Below are 23,387 nucleotides of genomic sequence, written 5' to 3'. Positions count from 1 at the left end.
GACGAAAGACTCCTAGCGGACCCCCGCGCCGGGGGCCGGGGAAGATGTGCCAGAGTTGCCACGTCCGGGCTGTGAACACGTACCGTACGGCGGAACAGGCGTAACGGTGAGAACGGCGAGAGAACCGCCGGGCATCGGGAAGGGGCAGCCGGTTTTGAGCACGCACGCACCGCAGGCGGCGCAGCACGCGCAGACGGCGAAGCTGCCTGGGACGTTGGACGAGGCCGTGGAGGCACTCGCCGCGATGCCCGCCGCCGTGCCCGTGGCCGGTGGCACCGACCTCATGGCCTCCGTCAACGCGGGCCTCCTGCGCCCCGCCGCGCTCGTCGGCCTCGGCCGCATCAGCGAGATCCGCGGCTGGCAGTACCAGGACGGTCACGCGCTGCTCGGCGCGGGCCTCACCCACGCACGCGTCGGGCGGCCCGACTTCGCCGCCCTGATCCCGGCGCTCGCCGCGGCCGCACGGGCCGCCGGGCCCCCGCAGATCCGCAACGCGGGCACCCTGGGCGGCAACATCGCCACGGCGGGACCGACCGGCGACACCCTGCCCGTCCTGGCCGCCCTGGAAGCCGTCCTCATCATCGCGGGACCGGGCGGCGCGCGCCGCGAGGTTCCCGTGTCGCACCTGCTCGCGGGGATGGACATGCTCCGCCCCGGCGAACTCATCGGCTTCGTACGGCTGCCGCTCCTGCACGCCCCGCAGGTCTTCCTGAAGGCCACCGGGCGCACGGGCCCCGGCCGCGCCACCGCGTCCGTCGCGCTCGTCCTGGACCCCGCGCGACGCGGCGTGCGCTGCGCGGTCGGTGCCGTCGCGCCGATGCCGCTGCGGCCCCTGGAGGCCGAGCAGTGGGTCGCGTCGCTGATCGACTGGGACGGCGAGCGGACGATCGTGCCGGAGGCGCTCACCGCCTTCGGCGAGTACGTGGCCGCCGCCTGCATCCCCGACCACCCGCCGGCGGAGGACGGCTCACCGCAGCCGCTGCCGCCCGCCGTACTGCACCTGCGGCGCACCGTCGCCGCGCTGGCCCGACGAGCACTGGGGAGGGCCCTGTCGTGAGGGACGACCGGACCGACGGAAACGCCGCGGACGCCACCAACGGCGGCTGGCAGCCGCATCCACAGGGCGAGTACGACTCGGACGCCACGGCCTTCGTGCAGCTGCCGGAAGGCGCCCTGGACTCCTTCGACCACTCTCCGCTGGCCGCGCCCGGCCACGGTTACGTGCCGCCGCAGATAACGGTCACCCCCACGTCGGCCGACGCGACGGACCCGGCCGCCACCGGTGTCTGGGCCATGCCGCCCGAGGTGACCGGCGCGAACGCCGGTGTCCAGAACGTCCAGTGGCCCGACGCGGGTGTCATGCCCGAGCCGTCCGGCCACGAGGACTACGAAGGCCACGACAGCCACGACAGCCACGGCGGCCACGGTGGCCGTGACGTACAGGAGCACGCCTACGACCCCCGGTCGACCGGGCAGTGGAGCTTCCACGAGGGGGAGGGGCACGTGCCCGCCGCCCCTGCCCCGGCCGATGTCACCGGGCAGTGGTCGATCCCCGTCGCCAATGGTGATCTTCCGGACGAATCGGGTGAGTTCACCGCGTCCTCGCTCGCCGCGAATGGGGTCTCCCCTGCTCGAACGGAGTTGAGAGCTTGGGGAAGGGGCGGTACGCCGCCCGCGACACTGCCCGGCGGCGCCGCGGCGCCGTGGGCGACCGGTGGCGCGGGCGCGGGTGCGCCGTGGTCGGAGCCGGCCCAGCAGCCGTACGCCGAGCCGCATGCGCAGCCGCACGCCGACCCGCAGGCGCACGCGCAGCAGTACGCCGGGCACGCCGACCCGCAGCAGCACCACGAGCCCGTGGTGCCCCCGGAGGCGTTCGTCCCGACGGCACCGGTGGCTCCCGAGATGCATGTGGTGCCCGAGGAGATCGTGGCGCCCGAGGTGTCCGAGGCGCCCGACGCCGTGGCAGAGCCGGAACCGGAGCCCGAGCCTGAAGCGGCGCCGGAGCCCGAAGCCGAGGCCGCCCCCGTCGACGAGAGCCCCGAGGCCGAAGCGGACGCCGAAACCGAGGCCGAGACGGAGGCCGAAGCCGAGGCTGAAGCCGACCCCGAAGCTGAAGCCGACCCCGACCCCGACGCGGCCCCCACCGCCACCGCCCTCTCCGACGAACACCCCCTCTGCTCGTACGTCCTGCGCGTCAACGGCGCCGACCGCCCCGTCACCGACGCCTGGATCGGCGAGTCCCTCCTCTACGTTCTGCGCGAGCGCCTTGGCCTCGCGGGCGCCAAGGACGGCTGCTCGCAGGGTGAGTGCGGTGCCTGCAACGTCCAGGTGGACGGCCGTCTCGTCGCCTCCTGCCTGGTGCCCGCGGCCACCGCCGCCGGGAGCGAGGTGCGCACCGTCGAGGGCCTCGCCGTCGACGGCAGGCCCTCCGACGTACAGCGGGCGCTCGCGGCCTGCGGTGCCGTCCAGTGCGGCTTCTGCGTGCCCGGCATGGCGATGACCGTGCACGACCTGCTCGAAGGCAACCCCGCCCCGTCCGACCTGGAGACCCGCCGCGCCCTGTGCGGCAACCTCTGCCGCTGCTCCGGCTACCGGGGTGTGCTCGACGCCGTCCAGGAGGTGGTCGCCGAGCGCGAGGCGTCCGCCGCGGCCGCCGAGCCTTCGGCGCGGGACGACCAGGCGGGCGAGGCCCGCATTCCGCACCAGGCGGGGCCCGGCGCCGGAGGGATCAACCCGGCGGCGCAGGACGGAACGTACGAAGGGCCGTACGGCCAGGACGGAGGCCAGGCGTGAGCAGCGAAGCCGCGGGGAACGGGAACACCGCGACCGCAGTGGAGCCGCAGCCCGGCCCCGAGCCGCTGCCGCACGGCATCGGCTCCTCGCTGCCGTCCGCCGAGTCGCGCGCCAAGACGGAGGGCACGTTCCCGTACGCGTCCGACCTGTGGGCGGAGGGGCTGCTGTGGGCGGCCGTCCTGCGCTCACCGCACGCGCACGCGCGCATCGTCTCCATCGACACCTCCCAGGCGCGCGAGATGCCGGGCGTGCGGTCCGTCGTCACGCACGAGGACGTGCCCGGTGAGGCCCTGCACGGCCGCAAGACCCCGGACCGCCCGGTCTTCGCCTCCGATGTCGTACGCCACCACGGCGAGCCCATCGCCGCCGTGGCCGCCGACCACCCCGACACGGCGCGGATGGCCGCCGCGGCCATCTTCGTCGAGTACGAACTGATGGACCCGGTCACCGACCCGGAGAAGGCCTTCGCGGCCGAACCCCTGCACCCCGACGGCAACTTGATCCGGCACATCCCGCTGCGGCACGGCGACCCGGAGGCGGCGGGCGAGCTCGTCGTCGAGGGGCTCTACCGCATCGGCCGCCAGGACCCGGCGCCGATCGGCGCGGAGGCCGGTCTCGCGGTGCCGCGTCCCGACGGGGGAGTGGAGCTGTACATCGCCTCCACCGACCCGCACACCGACCGCGACATGGCCGCGTCCTGTTACGGCATCGACCCGGGCATCGTGAAGGTCGTCGTGACCGGCGTCCCCGGTGCCACCGCCGACCGCGAGGACGCCAGCTTCCACCTGCCGCTCGGCCTGCTCGCCCTCACCACGGGCTGCCCGGTGAAGCTGACCGCGACCCGCGAGGAATCCTTCCTGGGCCACGCCCATCGCCACCCGACGCTCCTTCGCTACCGCCATCACGCGGACGCCGAGGGCAAGTTGGTGAAGGTCGAGGCGCAGGTCCTGCTCGACGCGGGCGCGTACGCGGACACGTCGTCGGACGCGCTCGCCGCGGCCGTCTCCTTCGCCTGCGGTCCGTACGTGGTCCCGAACGCCTTCATCGAGGGCTGGGCGGTCCGCACGAACAACCCGCCGTCCGGGCATGTCCGGGGCGAGGGCGCCATGCAGGTGTGCGCGGCGTACGAGGCTCAGATGGACAAGATCGCCAAGAAGCTGGGCATCGACCCGGCCGAGGTGCGGCTGCGCAACGCGATGGCCACCGGCGACATCCTGCCCACCGGACAGACGGTGACCTGCCCGGCCCCGGTCGCCGAACTCCTCGGCGCCGTACGGGACTTCCCCCTTCCCGAGCTGCCCAAGGACACCCCCGAGGACGAGTGGCTGCTGCCCGGCGGGCCCGAGGGCGCGGGCGAACCGGCCGCGGTGCGCCGGGGCGTCGGCTATGGCCTCGGGATGGTCCAACTCCTGGGCGCGGAGGGCACGGACGAGGTCTCCACGGCCACGGTGAAGGTCCATGACGGCATCGCGACGGTGATCTGCGCGGCGGTCGAGACGGGCCAGGGTTTCACCACGCTCGCCCGCCAGATCGTCCAGGAGACGCTCGGCATCGACGACGTCCGCGTGGCCCCCGTCGACACGGACCAGCCCCCGGCGGGACCGAGCTGCCACGGCCGCCACACGTGGGTATCGGGCGGGGCAGTGGAGCGCGCGGCGAAGATGGTCCGCACCCAGCTCCTGCAGCCCCTGGCCCACAAGTTCGGGATGTCCACGGAGCTCCTCCAGATCACCGACGGCAAGATCACCTCGTACGACGGGGTGCTGAGCACGACGGTGACGGAGGCGATGGACGGCAAGGAGCTCTGGGCCACGGCCCAGTGCCGCCCCCACCCCACCGAACCCCTCGACGAGGCGGGGCAGGGCGATGCCTTCGTGGGCATGGCGTTCTGCGCGATCCGCGCGGTGGTGGACGTGGACATCGAGATCGGTTCGGTGCGGGTGGTGGAACTCGCGGTCGCGCAAGACGTGGGCCGCATCCTGAACCCGACCCAGCTGAGGGTGCGTATCGAGGCGGGCGTGACACAGGGAGTCGGCGCGGCGCTGACGGAGAACCTCCGTACGCCACGCGGCCTGGTCCGCCACCCGGACCTGACGGGCTACGCCCTGCCAACGGCCCTGGACACCCCGGACATTCGCATCGTGAAGCTGGTCGAGGAGCGCGACGTGGTCGCCCCCTTCGGCGCGAAGGCGGCGAGCGCGGTACCGGTCGTGACGACCCCGGCCGCGGTCGCCTCAGCCGTACGGGCGGCCACCGGACGCCCGGTCAACCGCCTCCCGATCCGCCCCCAGGCGGCGGTCGCGACGTGACGGCACCCTTGGCCGGTGTCGTCGTCATCACCGGCATCATGGCCTCGGGCAAGTCCACGGTGGCGCAGGCCCTGGCCGAGCGGCTGCCGCGCGCGGCGCACGTGCGGGGCGACGTCTTCCGCCGGATGATCGTGTCGGGCGGCCAGGAGTACGAGCCTGGCGCATCGGACGAGGCGGCGGCCCAACTCCGGCTGCGCTACGGCCTGTCGGCCTCGACCGCGGACGCGTACGCGTCGGCGGGCTTCGTCGCGGTCGTCCAGGACGTCATCCTGGGCGAGGAGTTGAAGACGTACGTGGACCTGCTGCGTACGCGCCCCGTACACGTCGTGGTGCTCGCCCCGAGGCCGGACGCGGTCGAGGCGAGGGAGGCCGGTCGCGGGAAGACCGGCTACGGCGCGTGGACCGTACAGGACCTGGACGCGGGGTTCCGGTCCACGACCCCGAGGCTCGGCCTCTGGCTCGACAGCAGCGACCTGACGGTCGACGAGACGGTGGACGCGATCCTCGCGGGGCTGGACGAGGCGCGGGTCTAGCGGGCCGGGCCGCCACCACCTGGCGGCCCACCGGAACGGAGCGTCCCGGCGAGCCGCCCGGTCAGGCCGCGCTACTTCCCGAAGTACGCGTCGTAGATCGAAACGGTGGACTTGTTGCCGTCCTTGTCCGTGATCTTCGCGTGGAACGAGACGGCCTTGCCCGCGCGCGGGGTCTTGACCTTGACCCTGCCGCCGCTGACGGTGACCTTCTTCCAGCTCTGCCCGTAGTCGTAAGACACGTACACAGCGAGGGACTTGAGGTTCCCCGCACTCGCCGCCGAGCCCTGCACCTTCACCGGTACGGACTGGGTCCGGCCCGCCGGAGCCGTGCTGTCCAGCGCCACCTTCGGCGCGAATCGCACGGTGGAGGCCGGGAGTTGGGCGCTCTGTACCCGCGCCGAGCGGAACGTCCAACTCGCGTCCACCCGTGACGTCGCCCGCGCGACCTTCCCGCTGCGCTTGGCGGATGCCGTCAGCCGGTACTCGGCGTCACCCGGAGGGATCTTGAACGTCTCGGCCCCGGTCACCGGGTCGTCGTTCTCTGCGATCTTCGTGCCGTCGCGGTACAGCGTGGACTTCGCCGACGCGTAACTGGACCAGCCCGCATGACCCTTCCCGTCCGCCATGACGGGGATGCGGCCTCCCAGCTCGTCGCCCTTACGGAAGACGCCCGTGCCGGAGCCGCCGAGAGCTGGGCCGAAGACGCCGGTGTTGAACGTCTTCCCGTACGTCTGCCCCGCCTTGAAGGTCTGCGGCGGGGAGATCGCCCAGGCGCCCTCCAGGACCGGGTCGCCCTCCTCGTCGTTGTCGCCGTACTGCTCGAAGCCGATGCCCCACTTCGTCGCGCCGAGCGCCGACAGGTGCAGCGTCCGGGTGCGCGGCAGCTTCTGCTCCGGCATGATCCGCGAGATGCCGCCCGCCTCCGGGAGATATCCGGCGGGGGACAGCGAACCCTTGCGGCTTGCGGCCGAAGCCCCCATGCCGACCTTCACCGTGGCGAAGTCGTCGGGCCCGAGATGCTTGGTGTAGCCGGTCGCGAGCTTCTTGACCTTGCCGCCGATCAGCATGTCGTACTGCGTGTCCGCGCCCTTCGTCCAGGTCCCGAGCCACTGCTGGCCGAGCCCTTCGGGGACCTCCGGGCCCAGGTGCGCGGTGCGCAGGCTCTTGAAGGAGTCGGTCATCGGACCTGACTCGTAACCCTCGTAGGTGTAGCGGGGGTCCGCGGCGATCAGCTTCGTGCCGGGCACCGCGACGTCGATGTCCACCGGCTTCGCCTTGCGGGCATCGAGCGTCACCGTCATCTTCTTGTCGACGGTCAGCTTCGGCTGGACGAGCCAGTCGGTGCCCTTGTCGCTGTCGTCCGGGTCGACGTAGATCGACCAGTCCATGAGGTAACTGCCCTTGGCCACCCGTACCTTGGCGGTGCCGGACGTGTCGTACGGGAAGAGGTTGAGGCCCTTGTCGGCCCCGGTGATCGCCGAGAACATCGGCTCGTAGTGCGGCGCGGGCCGTCCGTCGCGGCCGATCGTCTTCAGGGTGACGTCGTACCGCTCGACCTCACGCTCGACCACGGCTGCCGTGCGCACGGACTGGCCGCCGCCGGTCGCGACGACGTACGCCGAGTACGTGCCGTCGACCGCCCCGCCCGGCTTGGTGTCGGCCGTCAGGTCGACCGCGGCCGTGGAGCGGGCGGGGACCTCGACCGTCTTCGCGCCCAGCGTGAAGAGTCCGGACGGTGCCGGGGCGCCCTTCGGGTTCGTGGCCGCCACCGCGAGGTCGAGGGTGACGTCCTTGTCGCCGAGGTTGCGGTAGGTGACCTTCTTGGTGACCGGCTTGTCATCGGTGTGCGGCCACTGCTGTGTGCCGTAGTTGAGGGATACGGGCTCCGCGATCACCGTCTGCCCGATGGCCTTGTCGACGGCGATACGTCCCGAACCCTGCTGATAGGGCGCGTAGTTGCCGCCCTTCGTGGACGACATCAGCACGCCCTTGAGCTCAGCCGACTTCCAGTCCGGGTGCTGCTGCTTCAACAGGGCGGCGGCGCCCGCCACGTGCGGGGCCGCCATCGACGTCCCGGAGATCGTCAGATAGCCGTCGGGCTGCTGGCCGACCTCCTTCTCGATGACACTGCCGGGCGCGGCGGCGGCCGTGATGTCGACGCCGGGCGCCGTCACGTCGGGTTTGATCGCACCGTCCGTGTTGCGCGGTCCCTGGCTGGAGAACTCGGCGAGCTTGTCGGCGCCGTCGACCGCGCCGACGGTGAGGGCCGCGTCCGCGCTGCCGGGTGAGCCGATCGTGCCGGGGCCGCCGTCGTTGCCCGCCGAGACGGCGAAGAGGATTCCCTTGTCCTTGGAGAGCTTGTTCACGGCGGCTTCCAGCGGGTCCATGCCGGGCTCGTCACCGCCGCCGAGGCTGAGGTTGACGATGTCGGCGCCTTGGGCCGCCGCCCAGTCCATGCCCGCCAGGATTCCGGAGTCTTCTCCCGAGCCCTCGTCGTCCAGGACCTTGCCGTTCAGGAGCTCGGCGCCGGGGGCCACTCCCTTGAGCGTGCCGCCGGACTTCGCGCCGGTGCCGGCGCTGGTCGATGCGACGTGCGTGCCGTGGCCGTAGTGGTCCTTGGCGTCGGCGGCGGGCGTGAAGTTCTTCTCGGCCGCGATCCGGCCCTTGAGGTCGGGGTGGGTGGCGTCGACGCCGGTGTCCAGGACGGCGATCTTGACGCCCTTGCCGTCGAACCCGGCTTCCCACGCCTTGTCGGCGCCGATCTGCGGGACGCTCTTGTCGAGGTTCACCTTCCGGGTGCCGTCCAGCCAGACGCGGCTGATGCCGGAGGCGGTGTCCTGCTTCCGGGTCACGGCGTCCCACAGGGCGGCGGCGTCCCGCGTGGGTGTCGTGATGGCGTCGGCGTTCAGGGTCTTCAGGCCGCGGCGGACTGTCGTGCCGCCGACGGCACGGACGTCCTGCCTGATGGCGGCGGCGTCCGCGTCGCCCTCGTAGCCGACGATCAGCTTGATGCCCTTGCGCTGGGCGGCGCGATTCGCCTTCTTGTTCAACTCGGTCACGTCGAACAGACGTTGATCGATTTTCCCGGTGGTTATCAGGCGCCGAGCGTCGGCCGGGACCACCAGCGTGTGGCCCGAGGACGTGCGGTGCGTCTGTACGGGTATGCGCTCGCGCCCCGCGCCCCGTTCGAATGCGGCGAGGCGGCCGGTGGAGTCGACGGTTACGCGGTCGCCGGTGATGAGCGTGAGGCGGTGCTTGGCCGCCGCGGAGGGCGTGAACGCCTCACCGGCTGCCGTGGCGGCGCGGTCCACCTTCGCCGACGCCGGGCCGGTCATGCCCGCCGCGAGGGCCACGGCGGCTGCCGTGGCGATGGTGGCCGCGCACGCTCTCTTCGCGTGGATACGCAATTCTCCCCCTGGAGTCGAGGTGCTGAAGTGCTGCCCTCGGAGTATGTGGGGGAGTGGTGGCGGGAGTGAACTCTGTTACGTGACTGTGCAGTTGGGGCTATTCGGTCTTATGGGCCCAGGACGAAGGGGTGGCCCCGGACGGGACCACCCCTTGATCTCTTGCTCGCCGAGGCCGTGGCGGGAATCGAACCCGCGTAACTGGCTTTGCAGGCCAGCCCCTAAGCCACTCGGGCACACGGCCAAGTCGTCGACCTGACTCCTCGAACGTAGCCGTGACCGGCGGCTTCACTCAAGGGATCTACGGGTGCCGCAACGGGACTGCCATACCGCGTTCATGATTCAGGGGGACGGGGTCCGAGGAAGAGCGTGGGTTGCCCCGTGCAGCGCGCGATCGTCTCGAAGCCGTGGTCACGGTGGAGCAGCGTGCGCTCGGTCGGGGTGGTGGGGAGCGCTGCGGTGAGCGTGCGGCGCACTGCTTCCTGGGTGATGCCGCGCTCCAGCCAGGCCGTGGCGGACGGTGCGAGAACGATTGCGTCGAGATCGCCACCACCCCCGCCACCACCCCCGCCACCATCCACCTCCGCGATTCCAAGAACCCCCAGGGCCCCCAACTTGCCTCGCCCCCGCCGCATGGGGCGACTTCGTGGCGTACACGTCCGGGAGCTGACGGACCCGGAGCGAGCCGGAGACGTACGACCAAGGGACCAGAGGGCCACCGCCCCCGGACAGGGGTCAAAGCCCGTCACGCCCCTTACGCTGGCGGGCATGACCGCCCTGGAACCACGCGACGCCGAAGTCGCTGCCGCCCCGATAGTCCCGCCGTCCGAGCTCCAGGGCGGAATCCTGCGCGCCCCCTATCGCGCGCTCAGCTTCGGCATCGTCTCCGTGGTGCTGCTCATCGCCTTCGAGGCGACCGCCGTCGGGACCGCGATGCCGGTGGCGGCCCGTGAGCTGGACGGCGTCTCCCTCTACGCCTTCGCCTTCTCCGCGTACTTCACGACCAGCCTCTTCGGCATGGTGCTCTCCGGGCAGTGGGCCGACCGGCGCGGGCCCATGGGCCCCCTCGCCACCGGCATCGGCGGCTTCGCTGCGGGCCTGGTCCTGTCCGGGACCGCCCAGGCTATGTGGATGTTCATCCTGGGCCGTGCCGTGCAGGGGCTCGGCGGCGGGCTCGTCATCGTCGCGCTGTACGTCGTCGTCAGTCGCGCCTACCCGGAGCACCTGCGCCCGTCCATCCTCGCGGCGTTCGCGGCCAGCTGGGTCGTGCCGTCCGTGGTCGGGCCGCTGGTCTCCGGGACCGTCACCGAGCACCTGGGGTGGCGGTGGGTCTTCCTCGGAATCCCGGTGCTCGTCGCGGCGCCGCTCGCGCTCGCCCTGCCGCAGATCCGGCGCATGGCCGCCGGTCCTGTCGACTCCGATGTGCCCGTCGGTCCCTTCGACCGGCGCCGCATCCGGCTCGCGCTCGGGATCTCGATGGGCGCCGGGCTCCTCCAGTACGCCGGTCAGGATCGGTCCTGGCTCTCGCTGCTGCCCGCCGTGCTCGGCGCGGCCGTGCTCGTGCCCGCCGTCCTGGGTCTGCTGCCGCGCGGCACCTACCGGGCCTCGCACGGCCTGCCCTCCGTGGTGCTGCTGCGCGGTATCGCCGCCGGATCGTTCATCGCCGCGGAATCCTTCGTACCGCTGATGCTCGTCACCCAACGCGGGCTCTCGCCGACCATGGCGGGACTCTCGCTCGCCGTGGGCGGTGCGACCTGGGCGCTCGGCTCGTTCGTACAGTCGCGGCCGGCCATGGAGCCGCACCGGACCCGGCTCACGGTCGTCGGGATGCTCCTGGTCGCCGCCGCCATCGCCACCGCGCCCACGGTCCTGATCGACGCCGTCCCGGTGTGGATCGTCGCGGTGGCCTGGGCCTTCGGCTGCCTCGGCATGGGCACGGTCATCGGGTCCACCAGCGTCCTGCTGCTGCGGCTCTCGCCGCCCGAGGACGCGGGCACCAACTCCGCCGCCCTGCAGATCTCCGACGGCCTCTCCAACGCCCTGCTCCTGGCCGTCGGAGGCGCCGCGTTCGCCGCGCTCGGCGGCGGCACGGTGGGCGCGGGGCACGCCGCGGGCGAGGCGAGCGGATCCCATCCGGGGGCTTTCGTCGTCGTGTTCCTGCCGATGGCGGCGGTCGCGCTGGTGGGGGCGTGGGTGGGGACGCGGCTGAAGGAGCGTGGCGCCTGAGGGGCCGGTGTGAGACGGGTCGCACCCGTCCCGGGCCCCGTGCCGTTCGCCGCGACGCGTCAACCGGCACCGGTAGGGTGGCCCGGTTGTCGTACGTACTCGTACGCGCTTTGTCGTCCGTACCCGAGCGTCAAACCGGAGACCGTGACTACCACCGCCGCCAACTCCGCATCGCACCACCTCTCTCCCGCCTTCCCCGGCCGCGCCCCCTGGGGCACCGCCAACAAGCTGCGCGCCTGGCAGCAGGGGGCGATGGAGCGGTACCTCCAGGAGCAGCCGCGTGACTTCCTGGCCGTCGCGACACCCGGCGCAGGCAAGACGACGTTCGCGCTGACGCTCGCGTCCTGGCTGCTGCACCACCACGTCGTGCAGCAGGTGACGGTGGTCGCGCCGACCGAGCACCTGAAGAAGCAGTGGGCGGAGGCCGCGGCCCGCATAGGGATCAAGCTGGACCCGGAGTACAGCGCGGGCCCGCTCAGCAAGGAGTACCAGGGCGTCGCCATCACGTATGCCGGTGTCGGCGTGCGGCCGATGCTGCACCGCAACCGCGTCGAGCAGCGCAAGACTCTGGTGATCCTCGACGAGATCCACCACGCCGGTGACTCGAAGTCGTGGGGCGAGGCCTGCCTGGAGGCGTTCGAGCCCGCCACGCGGCGGCTCGCGCTCACCGGTACGCCGTTCCGGTCCGACACGAACCCGATCCCCTTCGTCGCGTACGAGGAGGGGAACGACGGCATCCGGCGGTCGGCCGCCGACTACACGTACGGATACGGGAGCGCGCTCGGCGACGGCGTCGTGCGGCCCGTCATCTTCCTCTCCTACTCCGGCAACATGCGCTGGCGCACGAAGGCCGGCGACGAGATCGCCGCCCGGCTCGGCGAGCCGATGACCAAGGACGCCATCTCGCAGGCCTGGCGGACGGCCCTGGACGCGCGCGGCGAGTGGATGCCGAACGTCCTCAAGGCCGCCGACCAGCGGCTCACCGAGGTCAGGAAGGCCATTCCGGACGCCGGTGGGCTCGTCATCGCCTCCGACCAGGACTCCGCCCGCTCCTACGCCAAGCTGATCCGCGAGCTCACGGGGGAGAAGGCCACCGTCGTCCTCTCCGACGACACGGGCGCCTCGAAGCGGATCGACGACTTCACCGCGAGCAACGACCGGTGGATGGTCGCGGTCCGCATGGTGTCCGAGGGCGTCGACGTGCCGCGCCTCGCGGTGGGGGTGTACGCGACCACGATCTCGACGCCGCTCTTCTTCGCCCAGGCCGTCGGACGCTTCGTGCGGTCCCGGCGGCGCGGCGAGACCGCGTCGGTCTTCCTGCCCACCGTCCCCGACCTCCTCGGCCACGCCAACGAGATGGAGGTCGAGCGCGACCACGTCCTCGACAAGCCGAAGAAGGAGGGCGAGGAGGACCCCTACGCCGAGTCCGAGAAGGAGATGGACGAGGCGAACAAGGAGGAGGACGAGGACACCGGAGAGCAGGAGCAGTTCTCCTTCGAGGCCCTCGAATCCGATGCCGTGTTCGACCGCGTGCTCTTCGACGGCGCCGAGTTCGGCATGCAGGCCCACCCGGGCAGCGAGGAGGAGCAGGACTACCTCGGTATCCCCGGGCTCCTCGAACCCGACCAGGTGCAGATGCTGCTCCAGAAGCGGCAGGCCCGGCAGATCGCGCACAGCAAGAAGCGGCCCGACGACGAGGCCGATCTCCTCGAACTGCCCGCCGAGCGGCGGCCCGTGGTCTCCCACAAGGAGATGCTCGAACTGCGCAAGCAGCTCAACACGATGGTCGGCGCGTACTCCCACCAGAGCGGGAAGCCGCACGGCGTGATCCACACCGAGCTGCGCCGCACCTGCGGCGGGCCGCCGAGCGCGGAGGCCACCGCCGGGCAGCTGCGGCAGCGGATCGCGAAGGTCGGCGAGTGGGCCACCCGCATGAAGTGACCACCCGCATGAAGTGACCACCCGCGTGACGTGACACCCGCGTGACGTGACCCCGCACGACGTGACCACCCGCAGGAAGTGAGCGTGCGGGCTCCGTTACGGGAGGAGGGGTGGGTTCCGTGTGCGGGAGTCGTGCACACCTCCGTCGGCGTCCCCCGCGTATGGGGCATTGCGCCCCTAACAACCGGTCTCGTGCCCGGATTCTGGACGGAGTCTTCCGCTGAGCGGGACGGCCTCGCTAATGTCCCCGCAACGTACACGCCCCGTGGCAGCGCCGCCGCGGAGCGCAGCCGGAGTTCCGACCGGCGGCCTCTGACGCGCGTCGCCCACGGGACCGGCGACGCAACCGCCGCGTAAAGGGGCCGTCGACCCTCACCTAAGGAGTGGGCGTCGTGACCGCGGAGACTTCCCAGACCCTCGACCGAGGACTGCGTGTCCTCAAGTTGTTGGCCGACACCGATCACGGGCTCACCGTCACCGAGCTGTCGAACAAGCTCGGTGTGAACCGCACCGTGGTGTACCGCCTCCTCGCCACGCTGGAGCAGCATGCCCTGGTCCGCCGTGACCTCGGCGGCCGGGCCAGGGTCGGCCTCGGGGTGCTCCGCCTGGGCCGCCAGGTGCATCCGCTGGTGCGTGAGGCCGCGCTGCCCGCTCTCCGTTCCCTCGCCGAGGACATAGGGGCCACCGCGCATCTGACGCTGGTCGACGGCACCGAGGCCCTCGCGGTGGCCGTCGTCGAGCCGACCTGGACGGATTACCACGTCGCCTACCGGACCGGCTTCCGGCACCCCCTCGACCGGGGCGCCGCCGGCCGCGCCATCCTCGCCGCCCGGCAGGGGCTCGCCACCGACCCCGGCTACGCGCTGACCCACGGCGAGCTGGAGGCCGGCGCGAGCGGGGCCGCCGCCCCGCTGGTGGGGGTCACCGGGATCGAGGGGAGCGTGGGGGTCGTCATGCTGTCGGACTCCGTGCCGGAGCGGGTGGGGCCGCGGGTGGTGGACGCGGCCCGGGAGGTCGCCGACGCCTTGCGGTGAGCCCTGTCCGCTGATCCGCTCACGGAACCGGTCACGTTAGATTGATCCCGTGTTCTCCCTCTCTCGCCTCACGCGCCCCAAGGCCCTCGCCGTCTGTGCCGCCCCCGTGGTCGCCCTGCTCGCCGTCGCCTGCCTCGCGCCGCTGCCGTTCGCCGTGGCCCAGCCGGGCACGACGGCGGACGTGCTCGGCGAGAGCGGGGGCAAGCCGGTCATCACGATCACCGGGGCGCCCACCCGTGAGCCGAAGGGGCAGCTGCGGATGACGACGATCGTGGCCACGGGGCCCGACATGGACGCGAGTCTGGGCGACGTGCTGGACGGCTGGTTCCGTACGGACCGTTCCGTGATGCCCAAGGACTCGGTGTACCCCACGGGCAACAACGTGAAGGAAGTCGAGAAGCACAACCTCGGCGACATGAGGGAATCGCAGGACACGGCCACCAAGGCGGCGCTCTCCTACCTCGACGCGAACGGCGTGGACGGCACCGGCAAGGTGAAGGTGAAGGTCGACCTCGGCAAGATCGGCGGCCCCAGCGCGGGCCTCTTCCTCTCGCTCGGCATCATCGACCTGATCGACGGCAACGGCAGCGGCGGCGACCTCACGGGCGGCCGGAAGATCGCGGGCACCGGCACCATCTCCGCCGACGGCGAGGTCGGCCCGGTCGGCGGTGTCTCGATGAAGACACAGGCCGCCAGGCGGGACGGCGCGAGCGTCTTCCTGGTCCCGGAGGACGAGTGCTCGGACGCTCAGGCGGAGCTGCCGAAGGGCCTGCGGCTGATCCCGGTCACGACACTGAAGGGCACGGTCGACGCGCTGCGTGCCCTGGACCGAGGCGGGAAGGTCCCGAGCTGCTGACCAGGCGCAGGCCCAACTCGACCAGGGCCCAGCCCAGTTGAGTACGGAGCCGGGGCCGGCGCTGCTGTAAGGGTGCCGCGCGGTGGAGTTCGGCGGCGCGGGTGTGGTGCAGGCGCAGATGGATGTCCGGGTGCATGGCCGGGGCCTCTCTCACTCGGTGGGGTGCGTCGGGAAGACGTGGGTGTGCAGGCGGACCTTGGCGGAGCCCGGGGTGTCGTCATCGACCGCCAGGGGGCGATAGCTCTCGATGAGGCGGTCGATCTTTCCGGCCAGCTCGGCGGTGAGCTCGGGCGTCAGGCGCAGGGTGTAGTCGCTGAGGTCGGAGCTCTCGATCCACTCCGCGGACCAGTCGTGCTGGGTGCCGATCCAGGTGGAGACCTCGGCGGCGTGGAACGTCGCGACCTCGTGGAGGTAGACGCTGACCGCGCCGCGCACCGTGGGGTCCGGGTCGTTCATGAGCCCCTCGTCGAGGCGCGTCCCCTGGTGCGCCGCCTGCCACCAGCGCTCGCGGCCCTTGCCCCGCCCGGGGGCGTCCTCGACGAAGCCGTGCGCCGCGAGCTGGCGCAGGTGATAGCTCGTCGCGCCGCTGGACTCGCCCAGGCGGGCGGCCAGTTGGGAGGCGGTGGCGGGACCGTCCTTCCGCAGCGACTTGAGCAGCGCCATGCGCAGCGGATGCGCGAGTCCCCGCAGCGAGTGTGGGGTGAGGGTGTGGACCTTGTGGGCCTCTGGTTCCGTCGTGCCGTCCGTCATGGCTCAACCGTAGACATGCAAAGACTCCGTTGCAACACCTTCTTTGCAACGGAGTCTTTGTAACTTCTGGAGGCTGCGACTCCGGATGACGCCCCGCCAGGCGGCGCTACCCCTCCTTCACGAAGCCCTCCTGCACCATCCAGTCCAGCGCCACCTCATGCGGATCCTGACCCTCCACATCCACCTTGGAGTTCAGCTCCTGGGCCACCGTGTTGTTCAGCTTCTTCGTGATGGGGTCCAGGACCTCCGCGATCTTCGGGTGCTCCTTGAGCGCCTTGCTGTTGATCTCCGGGGCGACGTTGTAGTTGGGGAAGAAGTGCTTGTCGTCCGCCATCACCGACAGCTTCATCGCCTTGATGCGGCCGTCGGTGGTGAAGACCTCGCCGAACGTGCACGACCCCTTGGACACCTGGGTGTAGATGATCCCGGTGTCCATCTTGGTGATGCTGGAGTTGGGGATCTTCATCCCGTACTCCTTCTGCATGCCCGGCAGGCCGTCCTCGCGCGAGGAGAACTCGCTCTCCACGCACAGCGTGACCGCCTTCGGGTCCTTCTTCGACAGGGCCGCCACGTCGGAGAGTGTCTTCGGCTTGTACTTGGCCTCGTTCTTCTGGTTGATGGCCAGCGCGTACGTGTTGTTGAGCTCGGCGGGCGGCAGCCAGCTGACGCCGTTCTTCGCGTCCGCCTTGCGCACCGCCTCCCACTGCTTCCGCGGGTCGTCGATGGGATCGGAGTTGCCCAGGTACGTGATCCAGGCGGTGCCCGTGTACTCGTACATGGCATCCGCGTCACCGCCCTTGACCGCCTCGCGCGCGCCGATCGAGCCCTGGATGCCCGTCCGGTCGAGGACGTCCGCGCCCGCCGCCTCGAAGGCGATGCCCATGATCGCGCCGAGGACCAGCTGCTCGGTGAACTCCTTCGACGTGACGGTGAGGTCGACGCCCTTCAGGGGCTGCCCCCTGCCGATCGTGCCCGGCTTCACGTCGTCCACCATCGGGCTGCCGCTGGTGAGACCGCAGCCCACGAGCAGGGCACCGCCCACCACACCGACCGCCGCCGTACGCACCGTGAGCCTCATGAGCCGACCTCCAACCCGCGTGGACGCAGGACCAGTTCGGCCAGCGAGGCCAGCCAGTCCACCAGGAGCGCGAGCGCGATCGTCAGGATCGAGCCGAGCATGAGCACCGGCATCCGCTGGTTGGTGATCCCGGTGGTGATGAGGTCGCCGAGCCCGCCGCCACCGCCGAAGGTGGCGAGCGTCGCCGTGCCGACGTTCAGCACGAGCGCGGTGCGCACCCCCGCTAGGATCAGCGGCACGGCCAGCGGGAGCTCGACCTTGCCGAGGACTCCCCAGGACGACATGCCGATGCCGCGCGCGGCCTCCAGGAGGGTCGGGTCGTTGGCGTTCAGGCCCGCGATCGTGTTGGAGAGGACCGGCAGGACGGCGTAGATGATGATGCCGATCAGGGCCGCCTTCTCGCCGATGCCGATCCAGATCACCAGCAGGGCGAGGAGGCCGATCGCCGGCGTCGCCTGGCCGATGTTCGCCAGGGCCATCGCGCCCGGCGCCGCCTTGCGGAGCTTCTTGCGGGTCAGCAGGATGCCCAGCGGGATCGCGATGATCAGCACGAAGAAGGTGGAGATCACCGTCAGCTGGATGTGCTGGCGGAGCCTGAGCCAGACGTTGCCGTCCGCGAGGGCGTTCTTGCTGATCGCGTCCAGGTCGGCCTGCTCGAACCACCACCAGGTGAGCAGCAGGATGAGGGCGAGGAAGGCGGGCAGGACGGTGAGCTTCTGCCAGCCGATCCGCCGCGTCCGGCCCGTGGCCACAGCCCCCGCCGAGGGCGGCGGCTCCGGCTCCGCCTCGCCCGTGTCGCGGAAGAGGTGGCCCTTGACCTCGTGCTCGCCGTCCGGCCGTGGACCGGGCCCGCCCTCGGGGGCCGGTGTGCGGTCGGGGATCCGGGGGTTGCTCCCGGGGATGCCGCTCACGCCTTCGCCGCCCCTCCGTCGCCCTCCTGCTCGTGGTGGGTCAACAGGGCGCGCTGTTCCTGCAGTTCGTGCTGGTGCTCCACCGCGTCGAGCCGGTCGGCCTCCAGCATCTCGTGCACGGAGTTCATCAGCGTTTCCATGTCCACCACGCCGGTGTACTCGCCGCGCCGCCCGGTGACCGCGACCCGCCCTGCGTTGTCCGTGAGGACCGCTTCGAGCGCGTCACGCAGGGTGGCGTCACGGGTGACCGTGTCGTGGACGAGCGTGCCAGCGCGGGCCAGCGAGCCCTTGGCGCGCATCAGGTCGCCGCGCCGCAGCCACTTGTAGGGGCGGCCGCGCTTGTCGAGGAGCAGCAGTTCGTTCGTGCCGCTGGCCCGCAGCCGGTCGAAGATGTCCTGGAGCGGGTCGTCGACGGTCACCGTCGCGAAGTCGGCGATCTCCACGTCGCGTACGCGGGTGAGGTTGAGCCGCTTCAGGGCCGCGCCCGCGCCCACGAAACCGGAGACGAAGTCGTCCGCCGGGTTGGTGAGAATGGCTTCCGGGGTGTCGAACTGCGCGATGTGCGAGCGCTCCCGCAGGACCGCGATGCGGTCGCCGAGCTTGATGGCCTCGTCGAAGTCGTGCGTGACGAAGACGATCGTCTTGTGCAGCTCGTGCTGGAGCCGGATCAGCTCGTCCTGGAGGTGGTCGCGGGTGATCGGGTCGACCGCACCGAACGGCTCGTCCATCAGAAGGACGGGTGGGTCGGCCGCCAGCGCCCGAGCCACGCCGACGCGTTGCTGCTGGCCGCCGGAGAGCTGGCGCGGATAGCGGCCGTGGAACTCGGCCGGGTCGAGCCCGACGAGGTCGAGCATCTCCTCGACCCGGGACTTGATCCTCGTCTTCCCCCAGCCGATCATCCTCGGCACGAGGGCGATGTTCTGGGCGACCGTCATGTGCGGGAAGAGCCCGGACGACTGGATCGCGTAGCCGATCTTGCGGCGCAGCTTCACCGGGTCCATGTCGGTGACGTCCTCGCCGCCGATGCGGATGCGGCCGCTGGTCGGCTCGATGAGCCGGTTGATCATCTTCAGCGTGGTCGACTTACCGCAGCCCGAGGGGCCGACGAGGATGACGATCTCGCCCGCCTTGATCTCCATGCTGACGCTGTCCACCGCGGCGTCGCCGCTGCCCGCGTACCGCTTGGTGAGGTTCTCCAGCTCGATCGTCGCGCCCGTGGTGGCGTTCGGGGCCGCCGCGCCCCCGGCCGTCGCCCCGTCGGTGGAAGTCGCGGTGGTCTCAGACACGGATACCCCTCGAAATGGTCAGGCGGCCGATCAGGACGTACGCGGCGTCGAAGAGCAGGGCCAGGATGATGATGCCGAGCGTGCCCGCGAGCACCTGGTTGAGCGCGTTCTTGCTGCCGAGCGAGCCGATGCCGCGGAAGATCTCGTTGCCGAGGCCCGGACCCGACGCGTACGCGGCGATGGCCGCGATGCCCATCAGCATCTGCGTGGAGACGCGGATGCCGGTCAGGATCGGCGGCCAGGCGAGCGGCAGCTCCACCCTGACGAGGCGTGCGGCACGCGACATCCCGATGCCCTTCGCCGCGTCGACCAGCGAGGGGTCGACGCCGCGCAGGCCGACGATGGCGTTGCGCACGATGGGGAGCAGGCCGTAGAGGGTCAGGGCGATGACCGTCGGCGCGACGCCCAGGCCCACGATGGGGATCAGCAGACCGATCATGGCGAGCGACGGGATGGTCAGAATGGTGGAGGTCGCGGTCGTGGCCAGGTTGCCGGCCCACTCGCTGCGGTACGTGATGACGCCGATCAGTACTCCGATGACGGTCGCCACGACCATGCACTGGAAGACTGCGCTGGCGTGCTGGTACGCGTCCGTCAGCAACTGCTGGTGGCGGTTGCCGAGGTAGTCCCAGAAGTTCACTGAACTGCTCACCTGCCCAGGCGCGGTTCAGACGGCGCCGGGAGTCTCCCGTCGCCCGCGTGCGTGCTGCGTCGTGCGGCCCTGTGGTGCCGGGTCTGTTTCGACTGTTCGGCTGTTCGCTCTTCTATCTACCCGCGTCAGGTGTCTTCTGACGCCTGTTCGACCAGCGGGATGATCCGCAGCGGAACAGGGTTCTCCATGACGATCGCCGTGGAGGCCCGGACGATGCCATCAAAACCCACGACCCGGTCGATCACACGTTGGAGATCCGCGTTCGAACGGGCCACGAGACGGCACAGCATGTCTCCGTGACCGGTGATCGTGTGCAGTTCGAGCACCTCGGCGACGGTCGCCAAATGTGCCCGTACGTCCGCGCCCTGGCCCTGTTTGATCTCCAGCGTGGCGAAGGCGGTGACGGGGTATCCCAGCGCCGCCGGGTCGACCTCCGGGCCGAAGCCGCGGATGACTCCGTTCGACTGAAGGCGGTCCATCCGGGCCTGCACGGTCCCGCGCGCGACACCGAGTCTGCGGGACGCCTCCAGGACGCCGATGCGGGGTTCGCGGGCGAGAAGCACGATGAGCCTGCCGTCCAGATGATCGATCGTCATGGTGCGCTCAGCTCCGCTCCCGAGGTGGTCATCATGTACAGATAGCCCGCCCATCCTGGCCTACGGCTATGCAGATTGCCCACTGAATACGCAAACTATTGCGCACCTTGCGATACGGCGGGAGCCTGCGGACATGGCAGCTACCGCGAACACCCAGCACACGTCGGTTCTCTCTGGCACCCCCCACACCGCGCGCGAGGCAGATCCCTTCCCGGTCAAGGGGATGGACGCGGTCGTCTTCGCCGTGGGCAACGCCAAACAGGCGGCCCACTACTACTCCACGGCCTTCGGCATGAAACTCGTGGCGTACGCGGGACCGGAGACCGGCAGCCGTGAGACCGCCTCGTACGTCCTCACCAACGGCGCGGCCCGCTTCGTGCTCACCTCCGTCATCAAGGCCTCCACGGACTGGGGCCAGTTCGTCGAGGGCCACGTCGCCGAGCACGGCGACGGCGTCGTCGACCTCGCCATCGAGGTGCCGGACGCGCGCGCCGCGTACGCGTACGCCGTCGAGCACGGCGCCCGCGGCATCACCGAGCCCTACGAGGTCAAGGACGAGAACGGCACGGTCGTCCTCGCCGCCATCGCCACGTACGGCAAGACCCGCCACACGCTCGTCGACCGCAGCGGCTACGACGGCCCCTACCTGCCCGGCTTCAGGGCCGCCTCGCCGATCGTCGAGCCGCCCGCCAAGCGCACCTTCCAGGCGATCGACCACTGCGTCGGCAACGTCGAGCTCGGCAAGATGAACGAGTGGGTCGCCTTCTACAACAAGGTCATGGGCTTCACGAACATGAAGGAGTTCGTGGGCGACGACATCGCGACCGAGTACAGCGCGCTGATGTCGAAGGTGGTCGCGGACGGCACCCTCAAGGTGAAGTTCCCCATCAACGAGCCGGCCATCGCCAAGAAGAAGTCCCAGATCGACGAGTACCTCGAGTTCTACGGCGGCGCGGGCGTCCAGCACATCGCGCTCGCCACGAACGACATCGTGGAGTCCGTACGCACCATGCGCGCGGCCGGAGTCCAGTTCCTGGACACCCCGGACTCGTACTACGACACGCTGGGGGAGTGGGCGGGCGAGACGCGCGTCCCCGTCGACACCCTGCGCGAGCTGAAGATCCTGGTCGACCGTGACGAGGACGGCTACCTCCTGCAGATCTTCACCAAGCCGGTCCAGGACCGCCCGACGGTCTTCTTCGAGATGATCGAGCGGCACGGCTCGATGGGCTTCGGCAAGGGCAACTTCAAGGCGCTGTTCGAGGCGATCGAGCGGGAGCAGGAGAAGCGGGGCAACCTCTGAGGGGCTCCGGGGAAGCTCCGAGGGGGCTCTGTTTCTGGTCCGCTTCGGGCGCTCGCTGGTTAGAGTGCGGGCATGGCCAGGATCAACGACGTCGGCGGGATGACGGGCTTCGGGCCCATCGACACCACCGACGACACGGAGCCCTTCCACGCGGACTGGGAGGCGCGGGTCTTCGCGCTCAACAGTGCGCTGGTGCGTGAAGGCGTCTACAACCTGGACGAGTTCAGGGACGCCGTGGAGACGATGCCGCCGGGTGAGTACCTGGCGGCTTCGTACTACGAGCGGTGGTTCCACGCGATCCGGGTGCTGCTGGTGCGCAAGGGTGTCGTGACGGCGGGTGAGCTGGATGCCCTCGTCTGACGACCGGTTCGCCGCGGGCGCCCGCGTCCGCACCGTCCACCATGACCCGCCGCACCACACCCGCCTGCCGCGGTACGCCCGTGGCAAGCGGGGCGTGGTCATCGAACCCGAGGGCCGCCACCCGCTGGCGGACGTCAGCTCGCAGGGGCGGGGCGACGCGCCGGTGGAACAGGTCTACGCGGTGCGGTTCGCGGCGCGGGAGCTGTGGGGCGAGGGGGAACACGGGGTGGTGCTGGACCTGTGGGAGAGCTACCTGGAACCGGAGAGTTACTCGGACCTGGAGAGTTACTCGGAAGCGGAGGGCAACTGATGTCCGGTACGCACTCGGATGCGGCGATCTCCCGCCAAGTACGCGGCCTGGAAGCTCTGTTGGAGGAGCGGGGGATCGTCGCCGGGGCGGCCCTCGACGAGGCCCTCGACGCGTTCCTCGCGGGATCGTCCCCGCTGAACGGGGCGCGGGTGGTGGCGCGGGCGTGGACGGACCCCGCGTTCAAGGAGCGGCTCCTCGCGGACGGTACGGCTGCCGTGGCGGAGCTGGGTTACGCGGCGGGCGGGGTCCAGCCGCAGCGTCTTCGGGTGGTGGAGAACACCGCCCGCACGCACAACGTCATCGTCTGCACGCTCTGCTCCTGCTATCCGGTACGGCTCCTTGGGCCTTCGCCCAGTTGGTACAAGAGCGAGGCGTACCGGTCGCGGGTGGTGCGGGAGCCGCGGGCGGTGCTGGCGGAGTTCGGGCTCTCCCTGGCGCCCGATACGGAGGTCACGGTCTGGGACTCCAGTGCGGAGACCCGCTACATGGTTCTGCCCCGCCGTCCTCCCGGCACGGAGTCCCTGCCGGAGGCGGAGCTCGTGACCCTGGTGACCCGCAATGCCTTGATCGGCACAGCCGCGCTGTAGTCCCCGCCTGCGGGGCCCTTCCGCCCACTCCGCGGTGTGCCCCCTGCCCCGCCGCTTCGCGCCGGATGTCCCCCACCCACCCACCCGTTCACCCGGCAGCGCGATCCTGGACGTGACGGGCCCTGTTCGTCGGTTGTCTGCGGTGGTCACGGGGTTGCCCTTGTCCCGCCGCTTCGCGCCGGATGTTTCCCACCCACCCGTTTGCCCGGTAGCGCGCTCCTGGACGTGTCGGGTCCTGTTCGTCGGTTGTCTGCGGTGGTCACGGGGCTGTCCCTGTCCCGCCGCTTCGCGCCGGATGTTCCCCGCCCGCCCGCCCGTTTGCCCCGTGGCGCGGTCCTGGGCGTGATGGGCCCTGGTGGTGGGTTGATCCTGTCCCACCCGCCCTTTTGCCCCGCAGCGGGATCCGCGTCCCACCCGCCCGTCATCACGGCGGTCCTACCCGTACTTCTGTGCTGCGG

The 23,387-nt window shown here is 70.9% G+C and carries 21 protein-coding genes, 1 tRNA gene and 1 pseudogene; 13 read left to right on the top strand and 10 right to left on the bottom strand.

The window, feature by feature from the left end; translation table 11 throughout:
* Positions 1-154 precede the first annotated feature (154 nt).
* Genes AB0E78_RS25320 through AB0E78_RS25305 form a run of 4 tightly spaced genes read left to right on the top strand, consistent with a single transcriptional unit; the run spans position 155 to position 5,635 of the window.
* Positions 155-1,057 carry an FAD binding domain-containing protein gene (locus AB0E78_RS25320; RefSeq protein WP_361836560.1) on the top strand — a complete coding sequence of 301 codons (903 nt, stop codon included), beginning with the start codon at positions 155-157 and terminating at the stop codon, positions 1,055-1,057.
* Positions 1,054-2,793 (top strand): 2Fe-2S iron-sulfur cluster-binding protein, encoded by a 1,740-nt coding sequence (locus AB0E78_RS25315; protein ID WP_361836558.1) that lies wholly within the window; start codon positions 1,054-1,056, stop codon positions 2,791-2,793. The genes AB0E78_RS25320 and AB0E78_RS25315 overlap by 4 nt, the downstream gene beginning before the upstream one ends.
* A complete protein-coding gene (locus AB0E78_RS25310; protein ID WP_361836556.1) occupies positions 2,790-5,102 on the top strand; it encodes a molybdopterin cofactor-binding domain-containing protein in 2,313 nt (770 codons plus the stop codon). The genes AB0E78_RS25315 and AB0E78_RS25310 overlap by 4 nt, the downstream gene beginning before the upstream one ends.
* A gap of 8 nt (positions 5,103-5,110) precedes the next feature.
* Positions 5,111-5,635, top strand: coding sequence for an AAA family ATPase (locus AB0E78_RS25305; protein WP_361836812.1), 525 nt, complete (start codon positions 5,111-5,113; stop codon positions 5,633-5,635).
* A gap of 71 nt (positions 5,636-5,706) precedes the next feature.
* On the opposite strand, the gene AB0E78_RS25300 is transcribed toward AB0E78_RS25305, so the two are convergent.
* The 3 genes from AB0E78_RS25300 to AB0E78_RS25290 all read right to left on the bottom strand — a co-directional run bounded on the left by AB0E78_RS25300 (position 5,707) and on the right by AB0E78_RS25290 (position 9,620).
* Positions 5,707-9,042: a S8 family serine peptidase gene (locus AB0E78_RS25300; protein WP_361836553.1), complete on the bottom strand. Its 3,336-nt coding sequence runs from the start codon at positions 9,040-9,042 to the stop codon at positions 5,707-5,709.
* A 169-nt stretch (positions 9,043-9,211) separates the two neighbouring features.
* Positions 9,212-9,283, bottom strand: a tRNA-Cys gene (locus AB0E78_RS25295).
* Between the two features lie 91 nt (positions 9,284-9,374).
* On the bottom strand, positions 9,375-9,620 hold the full coding sequence (locus AB0E78_RS25290) for a hypothetical protein (RefSeq protein WP_361836829.1): 246 nt from the start codon (positions 9,618-9,620) through the stop codon (positions 9,375-9,377).
* Between AB0E78_RS25290 and AB0E78_RS25285 the strand changes: the two are divergent.
* The 5 genes and pseudogenes from AB0E78_RS25285 to AB0E78_RS25265 all read left to right on the top strand — a co-directional run.
* A pseudogene (locus AB0E78_RS25285) lies at positions 9,606-9,992 on the top strand (hypothetical protein); the annotation flags it as partial. The gene AB0E78_RS25290 and the pseudogene AB0E78_RS25285 sit on opposite strands and share 15 nt — an antisense overlap.
* The gene (locus AB0E78_RS25280) at positions 9,928-11,265 is read left to right on the top strand and encodes an MFS transporter (RefSeq protein ID WP_361836810.1); all 1,338 of its coding nucleotides are present in this window, start codon (positions 9,928-9,930) and stop codon (positions 11,263-11,265) included. The pseudogene AB0E78_RS25285 and the gene AB0E78_RS25280, both read left to right, overlap by 65 nt.
* 144 nt (positions 11,266-11,409) lie before the next feature.
* Positions 11,410-13,206 (top strand): DEAD/DEAH box helicase, encoded by a 1,797-nt coding sequence (locus tag AB0E78_RS25275; RefSeq protein WP_361836551.1) that lies wholly within the window; start codon positions 11,410-11,412, stop codon positions 13,204-13,206.
* A gap of 392 nt (positions 13,207-13,598) precedes the next feature.
* On the top strand, positions 13,599-14,240 hold the full coding sequence (locus tag AB0E78_RS25270; protein ID WP_190080202.1) for a helix-turn-helix domain-containing protein: 642 nt from the start codon (positions 13,599-13,601) through the stop codon (positions 14,238-14,240).
* Positions 14,241-14,289: 49 nt separating this feature from the next.
* On the top strand, positions 14,290-15,096 hold the full coding sequence (locus tag AB0E78_RS25265; RefSeq protein WP_361836548.1) for a S16 family serine protease: 807 nt from the start codon (positions 14,290-14,292) through the stop codon (positions 15,094-15,096).
* Here the strand turns inward: AB0E78_RS25265 and AB0E78_RS25260 are convergent.
* The 7 genes from AB0E78_RS25260 to AB0E78_RS25230 form a co-directional block, all read right to left on the bottom strand.
* Positions 15,026-15,232 carry a hypothetical protein gene (locus AB0E78_RS25260; RefSeq protein ID WP_361836545.1) on the bottom strand — a complete coding sequence of 69 codons (207 nt, stop codon included), beginning with the start codon at positions 15,230-15,232 and terminating at the stop codon, positions 15,026-15,028. The two genes, AB0E78_RS25265 and AB0E78_RS25260, sit on opposite strands and share 71 nt — an antisense overlap.
* A gap of 14 nt (positions 15,233-15,246) precedes the next feature.
* Positions 15,247-15,846, bottom strand: coding sequence for a crosslink repair DNA glycosylase YcaQ family protein (locus AB0E78_RS25255; RefSeq protein WP_361836542.1), 600 nt, complete (start codon positions 15,844-15,846; stop codon positions 15,247-15,249).
* 106 nt (positions 15,847-15,952) lie between these two features.
* Positions 15,953-16,924 carry a glycine betaine ABC transporter substrate-binding protein gene (locus AB0E78_RS25250; RefSeq protein WP_361836539.1) on the bottom strand — a complete coding sequence of 324 codons (972 nt, stop codon included), beginning with the start codon at positions 16,922-16,924 and terminating at the stop codon, positions 15,953-15,955.
* Positions 16,921-17,826, bottom strand: a complete 906-nt coding sequence (locus tag AB0E78_RS25245) for an ABC transporter permease (protein WP_361836807.1) — start codon at positions 17,824-17,826, stop codon at positions 16,921-16,923. The genes AB0E78_RS25250 and AB0E78_RS25245 overlap by 4 nt, the downstream gene beginning before the upstream one ends.
* 5 nt (positions 17,827-17,831) lie before the next feature.
* Positions 17,832-19,040: a betaine/proline/choline family ABC transporter ATP-binding protein gene (locus AB0E78_RS25240; protein WP_361836805.1), complete on the bottom strand. Its 1,209-nt coding sequence runs from the start codon at positions 19,038-19,040 to the stop codon at positions 17,832-17,834.
* Between the two features lie 73 nt (positions 19,041-19,113).
* Positions 19,114-19,761: an ABC transporter permease gene (locus AB0E78_RS25235; protein ID WP_361836802.1), complete on the bottom strand. Its 648-nt coding sequence runs from the start codon at positions 19,759-19,761 to the stop codon at positions 19,114-19,116.
* A gap of 137 nt (positions 19,762-19,898) precedes the next feature.
* Positions 19,899-20,369, bottom strand: a complete 471-nt coding sequence (locus AB0E78_RS25230) for an Lrp/AsnC family transcriptional regulator (RefSeq protein WP_160505290.1) — start codon at positions 20,367-20,369, stop codon at positions 19,899-19,901.
* 133 nt (positions 20,370-20,502) lie between these two features.
* Between AB0E78_RS25230 and hppD the strand changes: the two genes are divergently transcribed.
* The 4 genes from hppD to nthA all read left to right on the top strand — a co-directional run bounded on the left by hppD (position 20,503) and on the right by nthA (position 22,929).
* Positions 20,503-21,672, top strand: coding sequence for a 4-hydroxyphenylpyruvate dioxygenase (hppD, locus tag AB0E78_RS25225; RefSeq protein WP_361836537.1), 1,170 nt, complete (start codon positions 20,503-20,505; stop codon positions 21,670-21,672).
* Between the two features lie 72 nt (positions 21,673-21,744).
* Positions 21,745-22,032 carry a hypothetical protein gene (locus AB0E78_RS25220; protein WP_361836535.1) on the top strand — a complete coding sequence of 96 codons (288 nt, stop codon included), beginning with the start codon at positions 21,745-21,747 and terminating at the stop codon, positions 22,030-22,032.
* Complete coding sequence (locus tag AB0E78_RS25215; protein WP_361836533.1) at positions 22,019-22,342, top strand: SH3-like domain-containing protein; 324 nt, start codon at positions 22,019-22,021, stop codon at positions 22,340-22,342. The genes AB0E78_RS25220 and AB0E78_RS25215 overlap by 14 nt, the downstream gene beginning before the upstream one ends.
* Positions 22,342-22,929, top strand: a complete 588-nt coding sequence (gene nthA / locus AB0E78_RS25210; protein ID WP_361836530.1) for a nitrile hydratase subunit alpha — start codon at positions 22,342-22,344, stop codon at positions 22,927-22,929. Before AB0E78_RS25215 ends, nthA begins: the two co-directional genes overlap by 1 nt.
* Positions 22,930-23,387 lie beyond the last annotated feature (458 nt).

Origin of the sequence: Streptomyces sp. NPDC032198, from assembly GCF_040636975.1 — a bacterium.
Taxonomy (GTDB): Bacteria; Actinomycetota; Actinomycetes; order Streptomycetales; family Streptomycetaceae; genus Streptomyces.
This window is presented reverse-complemented; position numbering and strand designations above follow the sequence as displayed.